The sequence below is a fragment of the Bradyrhizobium sp. SPXBL-04 genome (assembly GCF_051853035.1).
Classification (GTDB): domain Bacteria; phylum Pseudomonadota; class Alphaproteobacteria; order Rhizobiales; family Xanthobacteraceae; genus Bradyrhizobium; species Bradyrhizobium zhanjiangense.
In genome coordinates this window covers 6480317-6496295 of sequence record NZ_CP182472.1, presented here as the reverse complement: position 1 = coordinate 6496295, position 15979 = coordinate 6480317, and the positions used below count along the sequence as shown (strand labels likewise).

Sequence of the window (15979 nt, the reverse complement as noted above, 5' to 3'; positions counted from 1 at the left end):
CCCGGGTTTAGGCTGCGGCTTTCTTCTTCGCGGTCTTCTTCGAAATCTTGGCGACAGCGTCTGCCATGTAGTCCGGATGATGGTGGCCGTAGACGCGCTCCAGCACCTCGACAGTCATGCCCAGGTAGCCAGCGGCGGTGTAGATGTTGGCGCCCTGCTGCATCAGCCAGGTGGCCGCCGTGTGCCGCAGCGTGTGCGGCGTGACGTTGCCGCCAGCCTCGACGCTGGTGTCGATCTTGGCCCCCGTGATGACCGTCCTGAAAGCCTTCTTGACGCTCTGGACGGGCTTCCCATTCCACTCGACAAAGTGCTCCTTGGCGATGCCGAGGCGCGCCCAGCGCCGCATATGGGCCAGCAGGCCGGGCGGAATAGGAGCTGGTGGCTGCCGCTTGTTCGTCGCCTTCTTGCCGATAGGCTTGCGGTAAAACAGGCCGCGATCCAGGTCGACGAACGCTTTCCCGACCGCGCGCTTCGTGGCGGCAGCGGCGAGAGATCCAGCTCGGGTTCCCGTGTAGCAGCCCATCAGCATGAAGCGGGCGACATGGCGCAGGGTCCGGCGATCGGTGATGACCTTCTGGCCCTTGTTAGGACCGACGTGGATGGTCTGCACCTCGCGGTACCGGTAGGCGTACCAGATCGCGGCAGCCGCCTCGTCTCGCGTCAGCCACCGTTCTCGGGCCTCGCCCTTCTCAGGAAGCCAGACACTGACGTTGCCGCGGTGCAGGTTCTCAGCCGCGTGATGATTGATCGCTGCTCGCAATGCTTCCAGGTCGCGACGGGCGCCGCCCTGTCCGCCGCCATTCTTCTTGCGATGGGTGACGTAGCCCTTGCATAGCTGGGTGTTGACGTCGGCCAGCACCTTGTTGCCGAAGTACTCGGACAGTCGAGCAATGCGCTGCTCGGTCTCGCGCTCGTCGGCAGTCTTGTCCTCATCCGGCTTGTCGGGGTCAATCTTGTGATTGAGGTAGACCAGCAGGACCGTGGCGCAGACGATCTCCTTGATGTCGTCAGTGGTGTGAGCCACCTGCGCATGCTTGGTGATGTAGTCGCTTAGCGCCTGCTTCGCTTCGATTGGAGGCTGCGACTGAGACGGGCTTGCAGCAACTCCTGTGGAGACCTCGGCGCTTCCATCCCGGATGACCCAGACGGCTCGGGAGTCGAGCTTGCCGTTCTTGTAACGAGCTTTCCGCCGGGCGAGGTGAGGCCCTTGGCCGGTACGCGACATAACTTCCTCATTTCATCAATATCGGCGAGCGTGGTGTACTGCTTGCCTGCGATCAGTTCAATGTTGAGACGACCCTTCGCCGCCTCTCTTCTGAGTCCGCGCAGCCCGATCGAGCCGTCCGGAAAGGCGATGCGAGCGGCGTACTCCAACCGCAGTGGCGTATCTCGATAGACGACGCCGATCTCAGTCTGGATTCCGCCAGACTGGATCTCGTTGTCATTTGCGTGCTCAGGCGTCTTCATCTTGGAACTCGAACAACGGGTCTCGTGTCAGTTGGCAGAGACGGCGTACCTCGTCGGCCTCGTCGTTCTCACCGTAGTCGCAGTCGCCGCACCGGGTGCATTTGTGGACCGGCACCGAGCAGCTGCACAGGCCTCGTTCGCCGTCGCAGGAGGCGCAGAAGCCGCCGACCGACTGCATGTCGCACCCTAGCTCCCGGCAGGTAGCGGTCGCCGCGATCATCTCGAGTCGGGCGACCTCGGCCTTCGCGGCCTCGATCTGATCGGCTAGGTTCATTGCTTCTTTCCGAAAACTGTATCGATGGTGGGACCGTCCTCCGGCGGCGCAGTCCAGACCCTCGTATGCTTGTTGCGGCGGCCCTTGACGCGGAACTCCTGCTCCTGCCGGGCCCGGTTCAACTTTGCAGCCATCAGACGAAAGCCTGCCAGTTCAGCCTCGTCTGATGACCTGAAATATTTCGGCCTGCCTTTCTCGTCCAACACCCACTGCGGCGGATCGCCTGGCACGGCGAATGTCGACATGTAGATGCCTGGCATCTCCTGGTGACTGACGACCGCCGAATAGTAGGAATTGGCGATTTTTGTCATACAGCCACCTGCGCTTTGATCGAGGGGTGGGGGTCGTAGCCCACCAGCTCGAAGTCTTCGTATTGGAAGTCGAAGATGCTCTTCACTTCGGGATTGATCTTGACGATTGGCAGGGATCGGGGTTCGCGGAAGAGCTGAAGCTTCGCTTGCTCGATATGGTTCAGGTACAGATGCGTGTCGCCGAACGAATGAATGAACTCACCGGGCTTCAACCCAGTCACTTGAGCGATCATCATGGTGAGCAGCGCATACGACGCGATGTTGAACGGCACCCCGAGGAAGACGTCGGCCGATCGCTGGTATAGCTGGCAGGACAGTTTCCCGTTCGCCACGTAGAACTGGAAGAGGCAGTGGCAGGGCGGCAGCGCCATTTGGTCGACATCTGCGGGGTTCCAGGCGCTGACGATCATGCGGCGAGAGTCGGGGTTGCGCTTGATCATCTCGACGACATTGGCGATCTGGTCGATCGGCCGGTTCACCTTGTTGATGAACTCGAAGTCCGGACCTGCATCGACCCAATTCGGCCAGCTGCGCCACTGCTTTCCGTAGACCGGGCCGAGATCGCCGTTGGCATCAGCCCACTCGTCCCAGATCGTCACGCCGTGGTCGTGCAGGAACTTGATGTTGGTGTCGCCACGCAGGAACCAGAGCAGCTCGATCGCGATCGCCTTGAACGGCAAGCGCTTCGTCGTCAGGAGCGGAAAGCCTTGTGCCAGATCGAACCGCATCTGGTGTCCAAAGATCGAGAATGTCCCGGTGCCCGTGCGGTCGTGCTTTTGCACGCCGTTGCGCACGATGTATTCGAGCAAACGTTTGTATTCAAGCATTTGTTTCAGTCCCTTTCGACGATTTCGAGGGCGGTCTCTGGATAAATTTGCACAGAGCCAACTTCACGTTCGCTCTCGACGGCGTAGCCAATGGGCGTCAGGGATGTGCTGTAAAATCCACAGATTTTGCCTTGCCACTGTGAGCCCTTCTTCTTCCGAACCCGTTCACCTATTTTAAACTTGCCTGCAATCATGTTGCATTCCCCTGCAAAATGCGCTTTGCTTTGTCTTCGCTTTCGAACGAGTAGTGATCGGCCATGCCCCTATGCAGTCTCCGGCTTGATCGGGATCGACTTCAGGAGCAGATCCACCTGTGCCTTGAGCTGCCGGATCTCGTCGCGCTGAGCCCGGTTCTCAAAAAGCTTCTCATTGTTGGACGAAATCAGCTCCTTGATGCGATCGTCCGCGACAGACTCGCGGATGAAGTAATCTTCGATGGCCTCAAGCAGGCGCGGTAGCGAACGCATCAGGCCGGTCAGGAAGCGAGCGCGCTCGGCGGCGTCAGGGGTATTCCCGGTCATCGCCAGAACGAGTCCGCTCTCGGCGCCTCGAACCGAATGCATCACCGTCTTCTCCGGCAGCTCGATCCGCTCGCGGGTCTTCGCCAAGTGCGTCTTCATCTCCTCGACGTGCTGGTCGTCCGTCAGCTCGGCTGATCCGGTCCACTCCGGGTCCTGCACGAACTTGAGGAACTTCCTCGCCTCTCGGACGAAGGAGAGCATCTCCTGATCTGTGTTCTGCTTGTCTGACATCGTGGGTCTCCAAAAATTTCCAAACAGAAAAGAACGGCCGCCCCGTAGGGCGACCGTGCGAGCAAACCGTTATTGCGGCTTGGCGAGCTTCTGGATGTCGGGCTTGGCAGCGTTGAAGCCGCGGAGGATGTGGTTGTAGTCGTCCTCGTGGGCGTTGATCCAATCGACGTTGGCGACGAACACCGCATCGACCTGCACCGTGCCGACAGACTTCGTGCCGTAGACCGTGCCGGACGGTTGGATGCGCGGATAGGTGTCCGCGGGGATCTCGCCGTAGGTGTAGACGGGCTGCTTGCGTGCATCGAGCGCCGTCCTGGTCATGTCGCGGTCGTCGGTGCCCACCAGGATCACGGTGTCGCCGGCCTTCTGCACCTCGTTCTTGATGAACGGGGCATTCAGCGCCGTGACGATCAGGCCACACTGCACGAGCGTGCCGTCAGCGACAGCCGAGAGCATGCGGTCACCCGAGAGCGGGGACGTGCTGATCTTGCCGTAGCGAGCCTTGTCAGCCATCACGAAGCCGGCCCAGGTCGTGTTACCGCCGGAGCCGTCAGCACCGACCGCGACCGTCATGTCGCTCTTGAGGTTCACCATGCGACCGAGGTCGTATTTGCGGTTACAGATCATGTGGACCTGCTCTTGATAGAGCACGCCGGCACGCTCCAGCGTCGAGATCGCCTTGGCGTTGCGCGCCGAGTAGACCATCAGAGCGTCGGACTGGACAAAGCCGCCGTCACACTCGCCGGCCACGATCTTGTCGAGGTTGTCGATCGAGCCCTTCGTGTAGATGACGTCCACGTTCTGAGCGCGCTGCTTCAGGTAGTGGCCAGCCTTGGCATAGTTCAGTTCGGCATTGCCGGTGCAGAGCCGAAACTTCTCGGCCGCATGGGCATTTGCGGTCATCGCGCTCAGGGCGAGCGCAGCGATCAGCAAGAGCTTCTTCATGTAGTTCTCCTTTTGGATGGCCCCCGCATCCGCGGGGACCAGTTGCATTCAAACAAACGCGAGGGGACTAAAAGAACCAGCGGGAGATGGGCTTCCGCAGGGTGATTTTGACGGCGACGGTGATCAGCAGGTACAGGCCGCACGCATCGAGAAAATGGTTGGCGAGGAAGACGCCGTACATGGCTTATGCCTCGGCGGCCGACGACTCGGTCGAAGCCTCGGGGGCCGTGGTCACCTCGGGTTCGACGGTGTTGGGCAGGCCGGTCGCTGCGTTGTACTTCTGGTCGGGTCGGCGAGCGACGCGGGTCGGGTCGACACCATCCATCAGCAGGCGCTTGGCCTCGTTGATCAGGAAGCAAATCGCGACAACGCCATTCGGGATGTCGGTGCCGTAGCTGCGGAATCCGCTCCAGTCCTTCGGATAGGTCTCCGGGATGACGTGGAAGGCGTCAGCGTTGGCCTGGCGGCGATCCTTAACAGCGGTGAGCAGCGCATAGCCGGCGCCGAACAGCTGGCCCTGCGAGATGTCGGCGCGCTCGTTGTTCGGACCCCACATCTGGTTCTGGAGTTCGAGTTCCGCGTTGATCATCTCGAAGATTTTCGTCTGAGCTTCAGTTGCGTCCAATGGTATTCTCCTTTGCAGTGGTATTTGCATTCAAGCGCACAAGAAAGCAAGCGAAATTTCGCCTGGTCAGTACTTCTTTCCACCCTTCTTCACCCGGTTTTCGGCCTTGTGGTCCGGTCGCACCAGGTTGAAGGCAGACTTCTCGCGGGCAGCAGCGCCGAGGTTGAGGGTCAGCGCTCCGCCGAGGTCGCCGATCCGGATCAAGGCGTCCGCCAGCTCGACCTCGAGTCCCTTGCGGTGAGGCAGCTTGTCGTCCATCAGATCCTTGCGGTCGGCTTCCATCGCCTCGCAGATCTCGCTGACCGTCAGCAGCAGCTTGGTGGGGACGATCAGTTCCTTCTTGCGAAGGTCTTCTCCGGTGGCCGGGTCGGTCCACCAGTGCTTGTTCATCTTGTGGCAGATCGCCACCAGGGCGTTGACCGATCTTTCAAGCTCGATCAGGTCCGCCTCTGTAAAGTTGTCGTTCGCTACAGTCACGATGCCTCCTTAAATCGGAACTCGTCAGCTAGGTCCTCGAACATCCTGACCACCTCCTTCTGGTGGCGGCCCGACTGGTCATTCCAGTCGAACGGGTGCTTGCCCAGCTGACCCTTGATCAATGGGACGAAGCGCGCATACGCGCCTCGATCTTCTTGTCCAGCAGCCCGGCGGATCGCTCCCTCGATGTCGAATGAGCGCGCCGCCTGGCTGAATACGGGGACCGGTTTACCCTGCCGATCCCGAGCGCATGTCTTCTGCGTCCACCTGCCGGGCTTGGAGAACAGCAGCAGGCAGCGCTCCACAATCTCCAGCTCTGTGAACATGGCTACGCCAATGAGATTGACCTCTTGCCCTTGGGGGCGAAGTTGACGTGACCTCGCTCCTTTAGGCACCGCACCGTGTAATGCACCTGGCTGACGGACTTCATGCCCGCCAGCTTCATGATCTCACGGAAGGACGGACCGACGCCGTCCGCGCGACCAGACAGTTCTCGGATTGCTCCGAGAACCTTTGCCTGCGTCTTGGTCAGACCAAGCTTCTGTTGCTCTTCCATCAGGAGCACCCCGTGGTCTCGCCACACGTCTCACACTTCAAGCAGGTGCCGTTACGCACCATCGTGAAGCTGGAGCAGTTGCCGCAGCTATCGCCCGTGTAACCGGACATCTTGGCCACCGAGCGCTGATCGGGCAGCTGAGCGTTCTGGCTGCTGGCGATCAACACGTCGGGCTTCATTTCCATGTTGTGGAAGGTGCCCGCGAGCTTCTCCAGCGCCGTATCGCTCAGCTCACTCACACCACCCGGACCGACCGAGGTGTTCTCGCTCTCGTCGGGGGTGACGTGAGCCAGGTCATCGCGATTGGCATAGTTGATGCCGAGATCGCGCCAGACGAAGTCGATGATCGACGATGCGTTCTTGATCCGATCGTGCGACTGGACGAAGCCAGCCGGCTCGAACTTGAAGAACGTGAAGGCGTCGACATACTCCTCGACCGGCACCCCGTACTGGAGACCGATGCTGACCGCGATCGCGTAGGCGTTCATCATGGACCGGAAGGCAGCGCCCTCCTTGTGCATGTCGATGAAGATCTCGCCGAGCCGACCATCCGGGTACTGCCCGGTGCGGAGGTAGACCTTGTGACCTGCCACGATCGACTTCTGCGTGTAGCCTACGCGCTTGTCAGGCAGTCGCTCACGCTTACGCACGATCTTCTCGACGACCTTGACGACGTCCTGCTTGACCTCGACGAGGGTGGGCTCGCCGACCTCGTCCTGATCATCGACCAGAGCGGAGGTGAGCGGCTGCGACAACTTCGAGCCGTCGCGATAGATCGCGTTGGCCTTCAGACCCAGCTTCCACGACATCATGTAAGCCTTGCTGATGTCCGCCACGGTGGCATCATTCGGCATGTTGATCGTCTTGGAGATCGCACCCGAGATGAACGGCTGAACCGCAGCCATCATCTTGATGTGGCCCTTCCAGTGAATCGATCGCGTGCCGATCTTGCCGCACGGGGTGGCGCAATCGAAGACCGGATACTCGTCGGTCGACAGATGCGGGGCGCCCTCAAGCGTCATCGTGCCCACAGCTCGGATGTTGGCCTGCTCGATCTCCGGCTCGCTGAAGCCCAGCTTCGACCAGTCCGTCAGGAAGTTGATGTGAAACACCTTCTTGACGGCCTCGACGCTAACATCGACACCAGCTGCGCGACCGGCGATGGCGAACTTCGCCGGCAACACACCCGTGCCAACGGCGTAGTCCACGATCTCGTTGATCGGTCCGACGTCGTAGCCGAGCGACTTCAGAGCAGCCGGGACCGCCTGGTTGATGATCTTGAAGTAGCCGCCGCCGGCCAGCTTCTTGAACTTCACCAGAGCATAGTCCGGCTCGATGCCGGTCGTGTCGCAGTCCATCACCAGGCCGATCGTCCCGGTCGGAGCGATGACCGTGGTCTGAGCGTTGCGGAAACCGTAGTCCGCGCCCATCTTCAGGACATCGTCCCAGATCGAGGCGGCGGTCTCAGCCATCCCCTGCTGGTACTGATGATCCCAATCCAGCCCGTCCGGACGGATGGAGAGACCAGCATAGGCGATCGAACCGCTCTCCTCTGCCGCAGCGTGATGGTTGTGCATCACTCGCATCATCGAAGCGGCGTTCTCCTCGTACTTCGGGAACGCGCCCAGCTCCTGCGCCATCTCGGCGGAGGTGCGGTAGGCCACACCCGTCATGATCGCCGAGATCGATCCAGCGAAGGCACGAGCCTCGTCGGAGTCGTAGGCGAGACCTGCCGACATGAGCATGCCGCCGAGGTTGGCGAAGCCGAGACCGGTCGTGCGATACTCGTAGGAGAGCATCGCGATCTGCTTGGACGGGAACTGCGCCATCGTGATCGAGATGTCGAGCACGATCTGGATCAGCCGGCAGGCGTGGATGAAGCTCACCTCGTCGAACACGAGCGGGCCATTGCCGTGCCGGGTGGTGAACTTGATCAGGTTGGCCGAGGCCAGGTTGCACGCCGTGTCGTCCAGGAACATGTACTCCGAACACGGGTTTGAGGCGCGGATGCGCCCGCCAGCCGGGCAGGTGTGCCAGTCGTTCATGGTCGTGTTGAAGTGCAGGCCGGGGTCAGCCGACTCCCAGGCAGCGCGACAGATCTGATCCCAGAGGTCGCGGGCCTTGATGGTCTTCATGACCTTGCCGTCTGTCCGGCTCTTCAGCTCCCAATCCATGCCGAGCTGAACGGCCTGGAGAAAGTCGTCGGTCACCGACACCGTGTTGTTCGAGTTCTGACCCGACACGGTTTCGTAGGCAGCCGACTGCCAATCGACATCGAACTCGGGGAAGTCGAAGGGCTGGCCGTCCTTTGCGAGTTGGATCACGCGCTGGATATAGCTGTCCGGCACGAAGGCTTTGCGAGCCTGACGGATCTCCGCCTTGCCGTCACCACCCAGGCTGATGGCCAGGTGCAGAGCTTCCAGCCACTTCTTCGTAGCCTTGGAGCCGGCCACCAGAGCAGCAACCTTCTTCTCTTCCTCGACCTTCCAACCGACGTACTCCTGAACGTCCGGGTGATCGACATCGACGACGACCATCTTGGCCGCGCGCCGCGTCGTGCCGCCCGACTTGATCGCACCAGCTGCCCGGTCCCCGATCTTGAGGAACGACATCATGCCCGACGACGTGCCGCCGCCCGACAGCTTCTCTCCCTTGCCACGCAGGCTCGAGAAATTGGTCCCGGTTCCGGAGCCGTACTTGAACAGGCGGGCTTCGCGGAGCCACAGGTCCATGATGCCGCCGTCGCTGATCAGGCTGTCATCGATCGACTGGATGAAGCAGGCGTGCGGCTGCGGGCGCTCATAGGCCGACATGGATGGCACCGAGGTCGGCACGACGAAATCCTCGTCGTTGACCCAGAAATGACCCTGCGCCGGACCGTCGATGCCGTACGCCCAATGCAGACCGGTGTTGAACCACTGCGGGGAGTTTGGCGCAAACATCTGAGCGGCGAGCATGTAGCGAAGCTCATCGAAGAAGGCGAGGGCGTTGGCCTCGGCGTCCTCGTTGAGGTCTGCCATGGTTACGTACTGGCTCATGGTGCCCGGCTTGAAGTAGCCGTGCTTCCAGCCCCAATAGGTCCAGCAGCCGGCGAGGCGGTCGAACACCTGCTTGGCCGAGGTCTCTGAGGTCAGGTAGTCCTTGGCGTAGTCGGCGGGGTAGGGCATCGCCACGCTGCGCTGCAGCCACTCGGGGACGCCGTCCTCCTGCACCTTCACCAGCTCCCGCGGGACGCCGGCCTTGCGAAAATACTTTTGCGCCAGCACGTCGACGGCGACCTGCGACCAGCCCTCGGGCACCTCGATGCCTTCCAGGCGGAAGACGACCGAGCCGTCCGTGTTCTTGATCTCGCTGGTGGCATTGCGCCAGCCGATCATGGCGTAGGGCGAGACGCCTGCCTTCGTGTATCGTCGTTCAATTCTCATTCAGTCACTCGTCTTTCGGTAGGAAAACGCAGTAGGGCCAGTCGGGCGGAAGCGGGTCGTAGTCGGACGTCGGCTTTGACGGCGGCGCCCATGTCTCGATGCGGTAGATGCTGCCAGCTGCCGTCCGGAAGACGTTGGGCTCGATCTCTTCCACGACCTTCGCCGTGTAGATGAACCAGCCATCCCGGTACTGCTGCTTGGTGTCTCCACGAATCACGCCGCGCAGCGAGAAGCCGCCGGAGGGGATGGAGACACGCTGGGCCTTGTTCAGCGTGCCGCGGATCTGCATCACGCTGCTCGCCGATAGGACTTAGAGCGATCGATGCGCTGCTCGTACTTCAAGGGCACGAACTTGACCGGCAGCTTGCTCAGCTCCTTGAGGAGGGCCTGGTACTGCTTGGCCTCTTCGTGGTTGTTCGGATCGAGCTTCCGGAGCTTGGCGGCGATCTCATCGACGGCCTTGTTCTCGTCCTTCGTCAGCCGGCGCGTGGCATGGATCGCGCTGCCGAACGGGCTATAGGTGAATTTCTGCTTGATGGTGCGCTGCCGGCCCATCAGCAGGCCGAATGCTCGCAGCAGGCTATCGTGGGTGGTTCTGACTTCCATAGTTTCTCCTTTTGCATTCAAGCAAGCTTCACGACATGTCTCTGATGCGACGTCGGATCTGTTGTCGTGCGTAGTTGGACGAGTAAGGAGTCCGTGGCGACACCGCGACCGGCACCGACATCCATTTTCCCCTGACTCGAAATTCTATGAGGTGGTGCTTCTTGTCGCGGCCGAATGTGAAGGCTTCAATCTCGCCATCGGCCTTCAACTGTTCAGCGACCTTTTTCACCTCTCGAACGTGATTTCGCATCTTGCTTGCCCCGTTTCGGAAACGGCCTCTTGGGCCATGCTTTCTTCCGTCGAGGCGGCGCGGGCGGCTCCGCATCCGGATCACCTTTGGCCAGCATTCGACGCTTGAACTCTTCGGTGTCCTTCGCAATCCGCTTGGTGCGGGCGATTTCTTGCACGTCGCCACGGGTCAGCTCCTCGCGGGAGCCGAACGTCTTCTTGGCGTGGCAGTCGGCGTGCTTCGCAAAGATGAACTCCGGATCGTTGGATCGCGGAGTGACATCCTTGGCTTCAGCGTCCCAGCATCGCAGCTGGATGGCGGGGACGTGGTCGAATTGTGTGTCGTCGAGCTTGCCCAGTCGCTCGCCGCATTTGGAGCAGAGGCTGTGTTGTCTGATCACCACCTCCAGCTTCACGGTCACCGGGATGGCCTTCCGGAAGCCTGGAGGAGGGGCAAGGTCGAGGACGCTGGTCATTTGCGTTTCCTATTTGCATTCAAGCAAACAGTCAAGCAAATGTTTACGGGTCCGGGAGAGGGAGCGGCACTCTCCCGAGGCAGCCATCAGGTGTGGGATCACCTGGCTTCCAGCCGTGCTCCCGGGCGCAGCCGTAGCTCTTGGGACAGCCCTCAGGAGGGCAGAACAGCTTGCCCTGCTGCTTGCCGCAGAGCCAGCTCGCCCATTCGTCGAGACCGCCCTCAGCCATCGACCCGCTCCGGATCGACGAAGAAGCGATACTCCAGGCCTTCGCGGTGCCACTGCCCGTCGCACACCGCGATCATCTTGTAGCTGGACAGAAACTCTTCGTCTGTCATGTCTTCGCCATCGTACAGCTCGCGCAGCTCCTTGGCCGGCACCAGATCGTTGGTCCAAACCAACTCGGAATTGCCGACCTTGATCCGAGCGATGTCGGTGAGGCTGTTCTCGACCTGGGAGATGGCGTGTCTGAGGTCAGCCAGCTCCGAGAGGAACATGGCGGCATTGTTCGGCCCGCCGCCGGGCGAGGTGCTGTCCAGACCGAATCGACCGATCTTTCCGAAGATGCGAAGGCAGCGGCCGATCACTTCGACGACCTCGCCGGACTCCTCGACGACTCTGACGGTCTTGCCGTCGACCGTAGTGGGGAGATATTTCGGGTTCATTTCAGGGTCTTCATCTCGATCTTGAGGGTGGTGAGATTGTTGCCGATCAGGTAGGCGAGGACGTTCATGGCCTTGAAGTGCCAGACCCTGGTGCCGTCCTCCTTGACGACATTGAGCCTGCCGCGTGGAAACCGCGGTGGCGGCTTCCATCCCTTCGGCGTGGTGAGCAAGATTCCGGCGTCCTCGATCGGCCACTTGTTGAGTGTGTGGAAGTTGATGTTCTCCACACACTGTCTGGCGATCTGGTCAGCGTTGTTCACGCGGCTTCCTTCCTGGGGAAACGCGCCGCCAGCTCGGCCTTCACGCGGTCGACGATGCGGCTGGAGAAGTTATCGGGGTGGCGCGGGTCGGTGATGATACCGTCCGTGATCTCGACGCCGTCATCGACGCTGAAGGCGGTGTGCGGATTGTCTGCGTGCCACAGGCCGTAATAATTGCGGATGCCTCGATCGGCATACAGCAGGCAGCCTGCATGCTCCGGCGGTTCCGGGGCGTCCTTTGAGAACGGCATCCGGCGTCCAAGGTACGGGAACTTCCAGCTCCAGGGATCTAGCCATCGCCGCAAAGCAATCTCGTCGGCAGAGACACGCTTGATCACGTCGGCAACGATGCCGTCCTCATCGAGGTAGGAGCCAAACCACTTGTCGGCTTGCGGTTTCTCGGTCTTGCCGAGTCCGCGCATCAAATTGGAAAGTTTGTTCAGCAGATTCATTACGCAACCTCTCGGCGGGGACGCTCGTCATTGTCGTTGGCGGCGTCTTTGTAGTTGGACTGAGCCCGGGCTTCCTTCAGCAGCTCGTCGAGATCGAGCCCGGGGATGATCACGGAGGCGACGATTTCCATCGCCCGGTCGAAGTAGACCTTGAACTCCTCCTCCGGCATCGCGTCGAACGCAGTGGAAGAGGGGACGTAAATGAACTCGCCCTCGGTGGTGAGGATCGGCTCCGTCACGTTGCAGGCCAGCAGCAACGTCTTGTGGAGGGCGTCCTCGGTCGAGAACTTGTCGGTGTTCTGGACGATGATCCGCAGCGTCACCCGGTACAGGCGATGCCGCGGCCCGCTGCGGGGCTGGGCGAGTTGGATCCGGAGAGGAACGCCCTCCGGAAAGCGTTCGAACATCTCGACGTCGTAGCCAGCATGCGGAAGCAGGACCGCTCCGATGCCGTCCAGGAATGCCTTTCTGAACAGCATCCACTGGTTCTTGGACTTGTTGCTCTTGCTCATGTGACCTCAGATTGCAGCGCGCTTCTTCGGCTTCGGCTTCCGCTTTGGAGCCGGCTCCGGAGGCCGCTCCTTGGCGACTTCACCCAGGTCTCGGATGTGATCGCGGCAGGCATCAGCCAGCATGTCGATCTGCTCCCGGGACAGCTCGTATTGCTCCCGGTGGGCGGTCTCTTCCGTCCACCAGGCACGCAGGCCGCTGGCGCTGCCCGACAGTTTGATCGCGAACAGCGCCAGCTCGCAGTAAGCCTCAGCTCGGGTCATGCCACTTGCCGAGGAATCTGGCTGCCTGCTCATAGAACTCCATCCAGTCGCTCTTGAACGTCGTGTTCTGATTGGCCTTCAGGAAGTTGCGATGGAGCTTCTTCGCCAGCTCCACCGCTTCGGTATCAAACGTCAGATCAGCCATTCGCGGCTTCCTTCTCCGGCTTCTTCCAGCCCAGATCGTGCAGCTTGTCGGTGGCGAAGCCGCGCAGGTCGGCGACCTCATCCTTCGACATCTCGGCCATCGCGTCCTTGATGTCCTTGCTGTTCATCAGGTCCGTGACGTCCTTGATCGTCTTGCAATTCCGGATCTTGGTCTCGCAGGAAACGATCAGGTCCTCGATCCGCTGCTCGGTCGCGGTCTTGCCGCCGTCGCCGCCGTTGTCCCGCTTGTTGTCGTTGCTCGCCTGGTCGCGGCGATCATCGCGATGGTCGTCGCGGCGATCATCCCGGCGGTCGCTACGGTCGTCGTCGGCATTGACCTTCTTGAAGTCGTCAGCTTCCTCAGACGAGTAGGCATCGCCGTGCAGATCTGCCAGCTTGAGGATTACGCGATCCTTCGCCCGCTTCTCCGCCATCGCCCAGGGATAGGCAGCCTGGCCACCCGTCACGATGTAGTTGCCGAAGGTGCCGTCCTTCGGCTCGCGGACCGGCTTTCCCCAGTTGTTCTTGCGGCCGGTGTCGACCATCTGCATGATCTTGGCTTCGCCGATCGACCACTCCATCTTGCCGTTGAACCTGCCGACGACCATGATGACGGCCTCATCCGCTTCGGCGCGGATGATCTGGGGCTTCTCGTACTCGATGCCCATCGCGGCACCGAGGCGCTCGACATCCTTGTGCTTGACGACCGGGGTGCCCTGGACCTCCCAGATGGCATCCTTGTCGACCGGCACATTGTGCTTGTCGAAGACGTCGTAGATCTTGTCGAGCTTCGCGCGGTTATCGGCGCTGTTGTTCTTCCGTCCAGCCATCGTGGCCTCCGTTTATGCCGCTTCGGAAGCGGCGGGTTTGTCGTTGGAATTGGCGGGCTTCTTGCGAGTTGCCCGGGTCTTTTTTGCCGGTTCTTTTGCCGGTTCCTCGGCGCCAGACTCGGTCGACGGCGGCAGGTTCGCGGCCCGCTCGACCGCATCCTTGATGGCCTCCTCGTCGAACTTGATCAGCTGCTTGCCGTCCTTCGACAGGTTGATCGAGACGCCCTTGCCGGTTGCCGACTTGGCGTCAGCGGGGAAGAGCTTCTTGATCGCCTTCTTCGCCTTGTCGTGTTTCTCGACTGCCGGCTTGGTGCTGAGCAGGGTGAACGCAAGGTCGCACCACTCGTTGTTGGTGCTCATGTCGTGGATCTTGATGCGCTCGGCGACCGGGATCTCGACCTTGGGAGCGCCGGGCGTGCGGCCGGTGACGACGCAGTCCCAGAAGTCCTTCTCGGCTTCCAGCAGGGCGAGCTGATAGAACAGGTCGGCCTCGACATCGATGATGACGTGCTGGGCCGCGCCGGTCAGGATCGACAGATAGCCCTTCGGCAGATCCGTCACCATCATGTTGTGCTGGACCTGCGGATAGTACTTCTCGTAGGCAGCTTCCTTCGAGAACCCGAAGGGGAACATGAACTTGAACTCGGCGATGGCGATCGGGTCCGACTCCGGAGTCCGGCGGACCAGACCGTCGAGCGTGGTGTGCGCCTTGTCCCAGGCGTAGTAGTGGACCTTCTTCTGCTCGTCGGTCACGAGCAGATCCATCTCGTCCTCAAACAGGTCGGCGTTCAGCGGCTCGGTCAGGTTGCCGAGGTTGATCAGGATGACCTCACTGAGATCCTCAGGGATCACCTCGCCGCGCTTCTCCAGCCACAGGCGCTCGATCGCATCTTGATCACCGGACATGATGATCTTTGCGTCCGATCCGCCGATCGACTTCATGCGGGCGGCGCGAGCCTCTTCGCTCATGCCGATGTGTCCAGTACGCCTGCGCATTTTCGCTATCCTTTGCATTCAAACAAGTGGTTAAACGTACTCACGCCAGATGGCCTTATCGCCGAGGGTCTCGACGAAGGCTCTGTGCGCAGCGATTTCCTCGTTGGTGAGCCGGCTGGGCAGCGGTGTTGGCCGTTGCCTGGCAGGCTGCACCTCAGTCTCAACCTCCTCGCCGCCGAGAAGATCGAGCTGCATGCCGTGTTGAAGGCCGCCCTGCAGCTCGACATAGACCTGAGCCAGAAGCTCGGAGTCGACGAGAGCGCCGTGATGCTCAGATCTTCTCGAAGCATCGATGTTGTATAGCGAGCACAGCGCATCCAGCGTGTGCCGGCGACGAGGGTGGACCTGCTTTGCCAGCGCCAGCGTGTCGACGACCTCGTTCTCCAGAGGATCGATGCCGAGTCGGTCCAGCTCGGCGTTGATCATCGGGATATCGAACCCGGCGTTGTGCGCCACAAGCCTGGCGCCCTCGATGAAGCTCAGGAAGCGGTTATGGATCCGCTTGAACGTCGGCTTCGTGCGAAGAAACACGTCGCTCAGGCCGTGAACCTTATAGGCCTCCTTGTGGACCGCCCGCAGCGGATTGCAATACGTGTGGTACGTGCGGCCGGTCAGGACGCGATCGACCATCTCAACACAGCCGATCTCGCAGATCCGATCTTCCTTTCGATCGAGCCCGGTCGTTTCAGTGTCGAGGATGATCTCCCTCATCGTCGTAATGGTCTCCTGGTGAACGGGTCGATGCCGTCTTCCCGTATCTGAACGAAGAGTTGTTCTTGTGCTCGATCCAACACCGCGTCTGCAGCGGCGTGATAGGCGGATCGTGCCAGCTCGATCTCGTGAGGCGAGGCGGCGGCGAGGACAGTCGCCTTGAACCGCTCAAACGTTGA

General features: G+C 61.0%; 24 protein-coding genes and 1 pseudogene. All 25 read right to left on the bottom strand.

The window, feature by feature from the left end; translation table 11 throughout:
* Window positions 1–7: 7 nt before the first annotated feature.
* The 25 genes and pseudogenes from ACNJX8_RS31260 to dnaQ all read right to left on the bottom strand — a co-directional run bounded on the left by ACNJX8_RS31260 (window position 8) and on the right by dnaQ (window position 15800).
* Window positions 8–1024 carry a tyrosine-type recombinase/integrase gene (locus ACNJX8_RS31260; RefSeq protein ID WP_439357965.1) on the bottom strand — a complete coding sequence of 339 codons (1017 nt, stop codon included), beginning with the start codon at window positions 1022–1024 and terminating at the stop codon, window positions 8–10.
* Window positions 1025–1050: 26 nt separating this feature from the next.
* On the bottom strand, window positions 1051–1467 hold the full coding sequence (locus ACNJX8_RS31255; RefSeq protein WP_439357964.1) for an excisionase: 417 nt from the start codon (window positions 1465–1467) through the stop codon (window positions 1051–1053).
* The gene (locus ACNJX8_RS31250) at window positions 1454–1741 is read right to left on the bottom strand and encodes a hypothetical protein (RefSeq protein ID WP_439357963.1); all 288 of its coding nucleotides are present in this window, start codon (window positions 1739–1741) and stop codon (window positions 1454–1456) included. Before ACNJX8_RS31250 ends, ACNJX8_RS31255 begins: the two co-directional genes overlap by 14 nt.
* Window positions 1738–2052, bottom strand: coding sequence for a hypothetical protein (locus ACNJX8_RS31245; RefSeq protein WP_439357962.1), 315 nt, complete (start codon window positions 2050–2052; stop codon window positions 1738–1740). The genes ACNJX8_RS31250 and ACNJX8_RS31245 overlap by 4 nt, the downstream gene beginning before the upstream one ends.
* Entirely contained in the window at window positions 2049–2879 is an 831-nt protein-coding gene (locus tag ACNJX8_RS31240) for a thymidylate synthase (protein WP_439357961.1), read from the bottom strand. The genes ACNJX8_RS31245 and ACNJX8_RS31240 overlap by 4 nt, the downstream gene beginning before the upstream one ends.
* A 5-nt stretch (window positions 2880–2884) precedes the next feature.
* Window positions 2885–3058: pseudogene (locus tag ACNJX8_RS31235) on the bottom strand (hypothetical protein); the annotation flags it as partial.
* Window positions 3059–3142: 84 nt separating this feature from the next.
* Complete coding sequence (locus ACNJX8_RS31230; RefSeq protein WP_439357960.1) at window positions 3143–3631, bottom strand: hypothetical protein; 489 nt, start codon at window positions 3629–3631, stop codon at window positions 3143–3145.
* A gap of 69 nt (window positions 3632–3700) precedes the next feature.
* The gene (locus tag ACNJX8_RS31225; RefSeq protein ID WP_439357959.1) at window positions 3701–4576 is read right to left on the bottom strand and encodes a TAXI family TRAP transporter solute-binding subunit; all 876 of its coding nucleotides are present in this window, start codon (window positions 4574–4576) and stop codon (window positions 3701–3703) included.
* A gap of 184 nt (window positions 4577–4760) precedes the next feature.
* Window positions 4761–5201 carry a hypothetical protein gene (locus tag ACNJX8_RS31220; RefSeq protein ID WP_439357958.1) on the bottom strand — a complete coding sequence of 147 codons (441 nt, stop codon included), beginning with the start codon at window positions 5199–5201 and terminating at the stop codon, window positions 4761–4763.
* 66 nt (window positions 5202–5267) lie between these two features.
* Entirely contained in the window at window positions 5268–5678 is a 411-nt protein-coding gene (locus tag ACNJX8_RS31215) for a hypothetical protein (protein ID WP_439357957.1), read from the bottom strand.
* On the bottom strand, window positions 5675–6004 hold the full coding sequence (locus ACNJX8_RS31210; protein ID WP_439357956.1) for a DUF6197 family protein: 330 nt from the start codon (window positions 6002–6004) through the stop codon (window positions 5675–5677). Before ACNJX8_RS31210 ends, ACNJX8_RS31215 begins: the two co-directional genes overlap by 4 nt.
* Before the next feature lie 2 nt (window positions 6005–6006).
* Window positions 6007–6234 (bottom strand): LexA family protein, encoded by a 228-nt coding sequence (locus ACNJX8_RS31205; RefSeq protein WP_439357955.1) that lies wholly within the window; start codon window positions 6232–6234, stop codon window positions 6007–6009.
* Window positions 6234–9659, bottom strand: a complete 3426-nt coding sequence (locus ACNJX8_RS31200; protein ID WP_439357954.1) for an adenosylcobalamin-dependent ribonucleoside-diphosphate reductase — start codon at window positions 9657–9659, stop codon at window positions 6234–6236. The genes ACNJX8_RS31205 and ACNJX8_RS31200 overlap by 1 nt, the downstream gene beginning before the upstream one ends.
* Before the next feature lie 4 nt (window positions 9660–9663).
* Window positions 9664–9948 (bottom strand): hypothetical protein, encoded by a 285-nt coding sequence (locus tag ACNJX8_RS31195; protein WP_439357953.1) that lies wholly within the window; start codon window positions 9946–9948, stop codon window positions 9664–9666.
* Complete coding sequence (locus tag ACNJX8_RS31190) at window positions 9948–10265, bottom strand: hypothetical protein (RefSeq protein WP_439357952.1); 318 nt, start codon at window positions 10263–10265, stop codon at window positions 9948–9950. The genes ACNJX8_RS31195 and ACNJX8_RS31190 overlap by 1 nt, the downstream gene beginning before the upstream one ends.
* Before the next feature lie 212 nt (window positions 10266–10477).
* Window positions 10478–10969 (bottom strand): hypothetical protein, encoded by a 492-nt coding sequence (locus ACNJX8_RS31185; RefSeq protein ID WP_439357951.1) that lies wholly within the window; start codon window positions 10967–10969, stop codon window positions 10478–10480.
* A gap of 221 nt (window positions 10970–11190) precedes the next feature.
* The gene (locus ACNJX8_RS31180) at window positions 11191–11634 is read right to left on the bottom strand and encodes a hypothetical protein (protein ID WP_439357950.1); all 444 of its coding nucleotides are present in this window, start codon (window positions 11632–11634) and stop codon (window positions 11191–11193) included.
* Entirely contained in the window at window positions 11631–11894 is a 264-nt protein-coding gene (locus ACNJX8_RS31175; protein ID WP_439357949.1) for a hypothetical protein, read from the bottom strand. Before ACNJX8_RS31175 ends, ACNJX8_RS31180 begins: the two co-directional genes overlap by 4 nt.
* Entirely contained in the window at window positions 11891–12346 is a 456-nt protein-coding gene (locus ACNJX8_RS31170; protein WP_439357948.1) for a hypothetical protein, read from the bottom strand. The genes ACNJX8_RS31175 and ACNJX8_RS31170 overlap by 4 nt, the downstream gene beginning before the upstream one ends.
* Window positions 12346–12858, bottom strand: a complete 513-nt coding sequence (locus ACNJX8_RS31165) for a hypothetical protein (protein ID WP_439357947.1) — start codon at window positions 12856–12858, stop codon at window positions 12346–12348. Before ACNJX8_RS31165 ends, ACNJX8_RS31170 begins: the two co-directional genes overlap by 1 nt.
* A 6-nt stretch (window positions 12859–12864) precedes the next feature.
* Window positions 12865–13119, bottom strand: coding sequence for a hypothetical protein (locus tag ACNJX8_RS31160; protein ID WP_439357946.1), 255 nt, complete (start codon window positions 13117–13119; stop codon window positions 12865–12867).
* Entirely contained in the window at window positions 13106–13264 is a 159-nt protein-coding gene (locus tag ACNJX8_RS31155) for a hypothetical protein (RefSeq protein ID WP_439357945.1), read from the bottom strand. Before ACNJX8_RS31155 ends, ACNJX8_RS31160 begins: the two co-directional genes overlap by 14 nt.
* Window positions 13257–14093, bottom strand: a complete 837-nt coding sequence (locus ACNJX8_RS31150; protein ID WP_439357944.1) for a hypothetical protein — start codon at window positions 14091–14093, stop codon at window positions 13257–13259. Before ACNJX8_RS31150 ends, ACNJX8_RS31155 begins: the two co-directional genes overlap by 8 nt.
* A 12-nt stretch (window positions 14094–14105) precedes the next feature.
* Window positions 14106–15062 (bottom strand): YqaJ viral recombinase family protein, encoded by a 957-nt coding sequence (locus ACNJX8_RS31145; protein WP_439357943.1) that lies wholly within the window; start codon window positions 15060–15062, stop codon window positions 14106–14108.
* Between the two features lie 57 nt (window positions 15063–15119).
* Window positions 15120–15800 carry a DNA polymerase III subunit epsilon gene (dnaQ, locus tag ACNJX8_RS31140; protein WP_439357942.1) on the bottom strand — a complete coding sequence of 227 codons (681 nt, stop codon included), beginning with the start codon at window positions 15798–15800 and terminating at the stop codon, window positions 15120–15122.
* Between the last annotated feature and the right edge of the window lie 179 nt (window positions 15801–15979).

Excerpts from the sequence above, each read along its gene's own strand:
- ACNJX8_RS31250 (WP_439357963.1), bottom strand. The coding sequence starts at position 1,741 with ATGAACCTAGCCGATCAGATCGAGGCCGCGAAGGCCGAGGTCGCCCGA.
- ACNJX8_RS31195 (WP_439357953.1), bottom strand. The coding sequence starts at position 9,948 with ATGCAGATCCGCGGCACGCTGAACAAGGCCCAGCGTGTCTCCATCCCC.
- ACNJX8_RS31160 (WP_439357946.1), bottom strand. The coding sequence starts at position 13,119 with ATGACCCGAGCTGAGGCTTACTGCGAGCTGGCGCTGTTCGCGATCAAA.
- ACNJX8_RS31170 (WP_439357948.1), bottom strand. The coding sequence starts at position 12,346 with ATGAATCTGCTGAACAAACTTTCCAATTTGATGCGCGGACTCGGCAAG.
- ACNJX8_RS31165 (WP_439357947.1), bottom strand. The coding sequence starts at position 12,858 with ATGAGCAAGAGCAACAAGTCCAAGAACCAGTGGATGCTGTTCAGAAAG.
- ACNJX8_RS31225 (WP_439357959.1), bottom strand. The coding sequence starts at position 4,576 with ATGAAGAAGCTCTTGCTGATCGCTGCGCTCGCCCTGAGCGCGATGACC.
- ACNJX8_RS31150 (WP_439357944.1), bottom strand. The coding sequence starts at position 14,093 with ATGGCTGGACGGAAGAACAACAGCGCCGATAACCGCGCGAAGCTCGAC.
- ACNJX8_RS31200 (WP_439357954.1), bottom strand. The coding sequence starts at position 9,659 with ATGAGAATTGAACGACGATACACGAAGGCAGGCGTCTCGCCCTACGCC.
- ACNJX8_RS31240 (WP_439357961.1), bottom strand. The coding sequence starts at position 2,879 with ATGCTTGAATACAAACGTTTGCTCGAATACATCGTGCGCAACGGCGTG.
- dnaQ (WP_439357942.1), bottom strand. The coding sequence starts at position 15,800 with ATGAGGGAGATCATCCTCGACACTGAAACGACCGGGCTCGATCGAAAG.
- ACNJX8_RS31190 (WP_439357952.1), bottom strand. The coding sequence starts at position 10,265 with ATGGAAGTCAGAACCACCCACGATAGCCTGCTGCGAGCATTCGGCCTG.
- ACNJX8_RS31180 (WP_439357950.1), bottom strand. The coding sequence starts at position 11,634 with ATGAACCCGAAATATCTCCCCACTACGGTCGACGGCAAGACCGTCAGA.
- ACNJX8_RS31230 (WP_439357960.1), bottom strand. The coding sequence starts at position 3,631 with ATGTCAGACAAGCAGAACACAGATCAGGAGATGCTCTCCTTCGTCCGA.
- ACNJX8_RS31205 (WP_439357955.1), bottom strand. The coding sequence starts at position 6,234 with ATGGAAGAGCAACAGAAGCTTGGTCTGACCAAGACGCAGGCAAAGGTT.
- ACNJX8_RS31245 (WP_439357962.1), bottom strand. The coding sequence starts at position 2,052 with ATGACAAAAATCGCCAATTCCTACTATTCGGCGGTCGTCAGTCACCAG.
- ACNJX8_RS31210 (WP_439357956.1), bottom strand. The coding sequence starts at position 6,004 with ATGTTCACAGAGCTGGAGATTGTGGAGCGCTGCCTGCTGCTGTTCTCC.
- ACNJX8_RS31145 (WP_439357943.1), bottom strand. The coding sequence starts at position 15,062 with ATGAGCGAAGAGGCTCGCGCCGCCCGCATGAAGTCGATCGGCGGATCG.
- ACNJX8_RS31185 (WP_439357951.1), bottom strand. The coding sequence starts at position 10,969 with ATGACCAGCGTCCTCGACCTTGCCCCTCCTCCAGGCTTCCGGAAGGCC.
- ACNJX8_RS31155 (WP_439357945.1), bottom strand. The coding sequence starts at position 13,264 with ATGGCTGATCTGACGTTTGATACCGAAGCGGTGGAGCTGGCGAAGAAG.
- ACNJX8_RS31255 (WP_439357964.1), bottom strand. The coding sequence starts at position 1,467 with ATGAAGACGCCTGAGCACGCAAATGACAACGAGATCCAGTCTGGCGGA.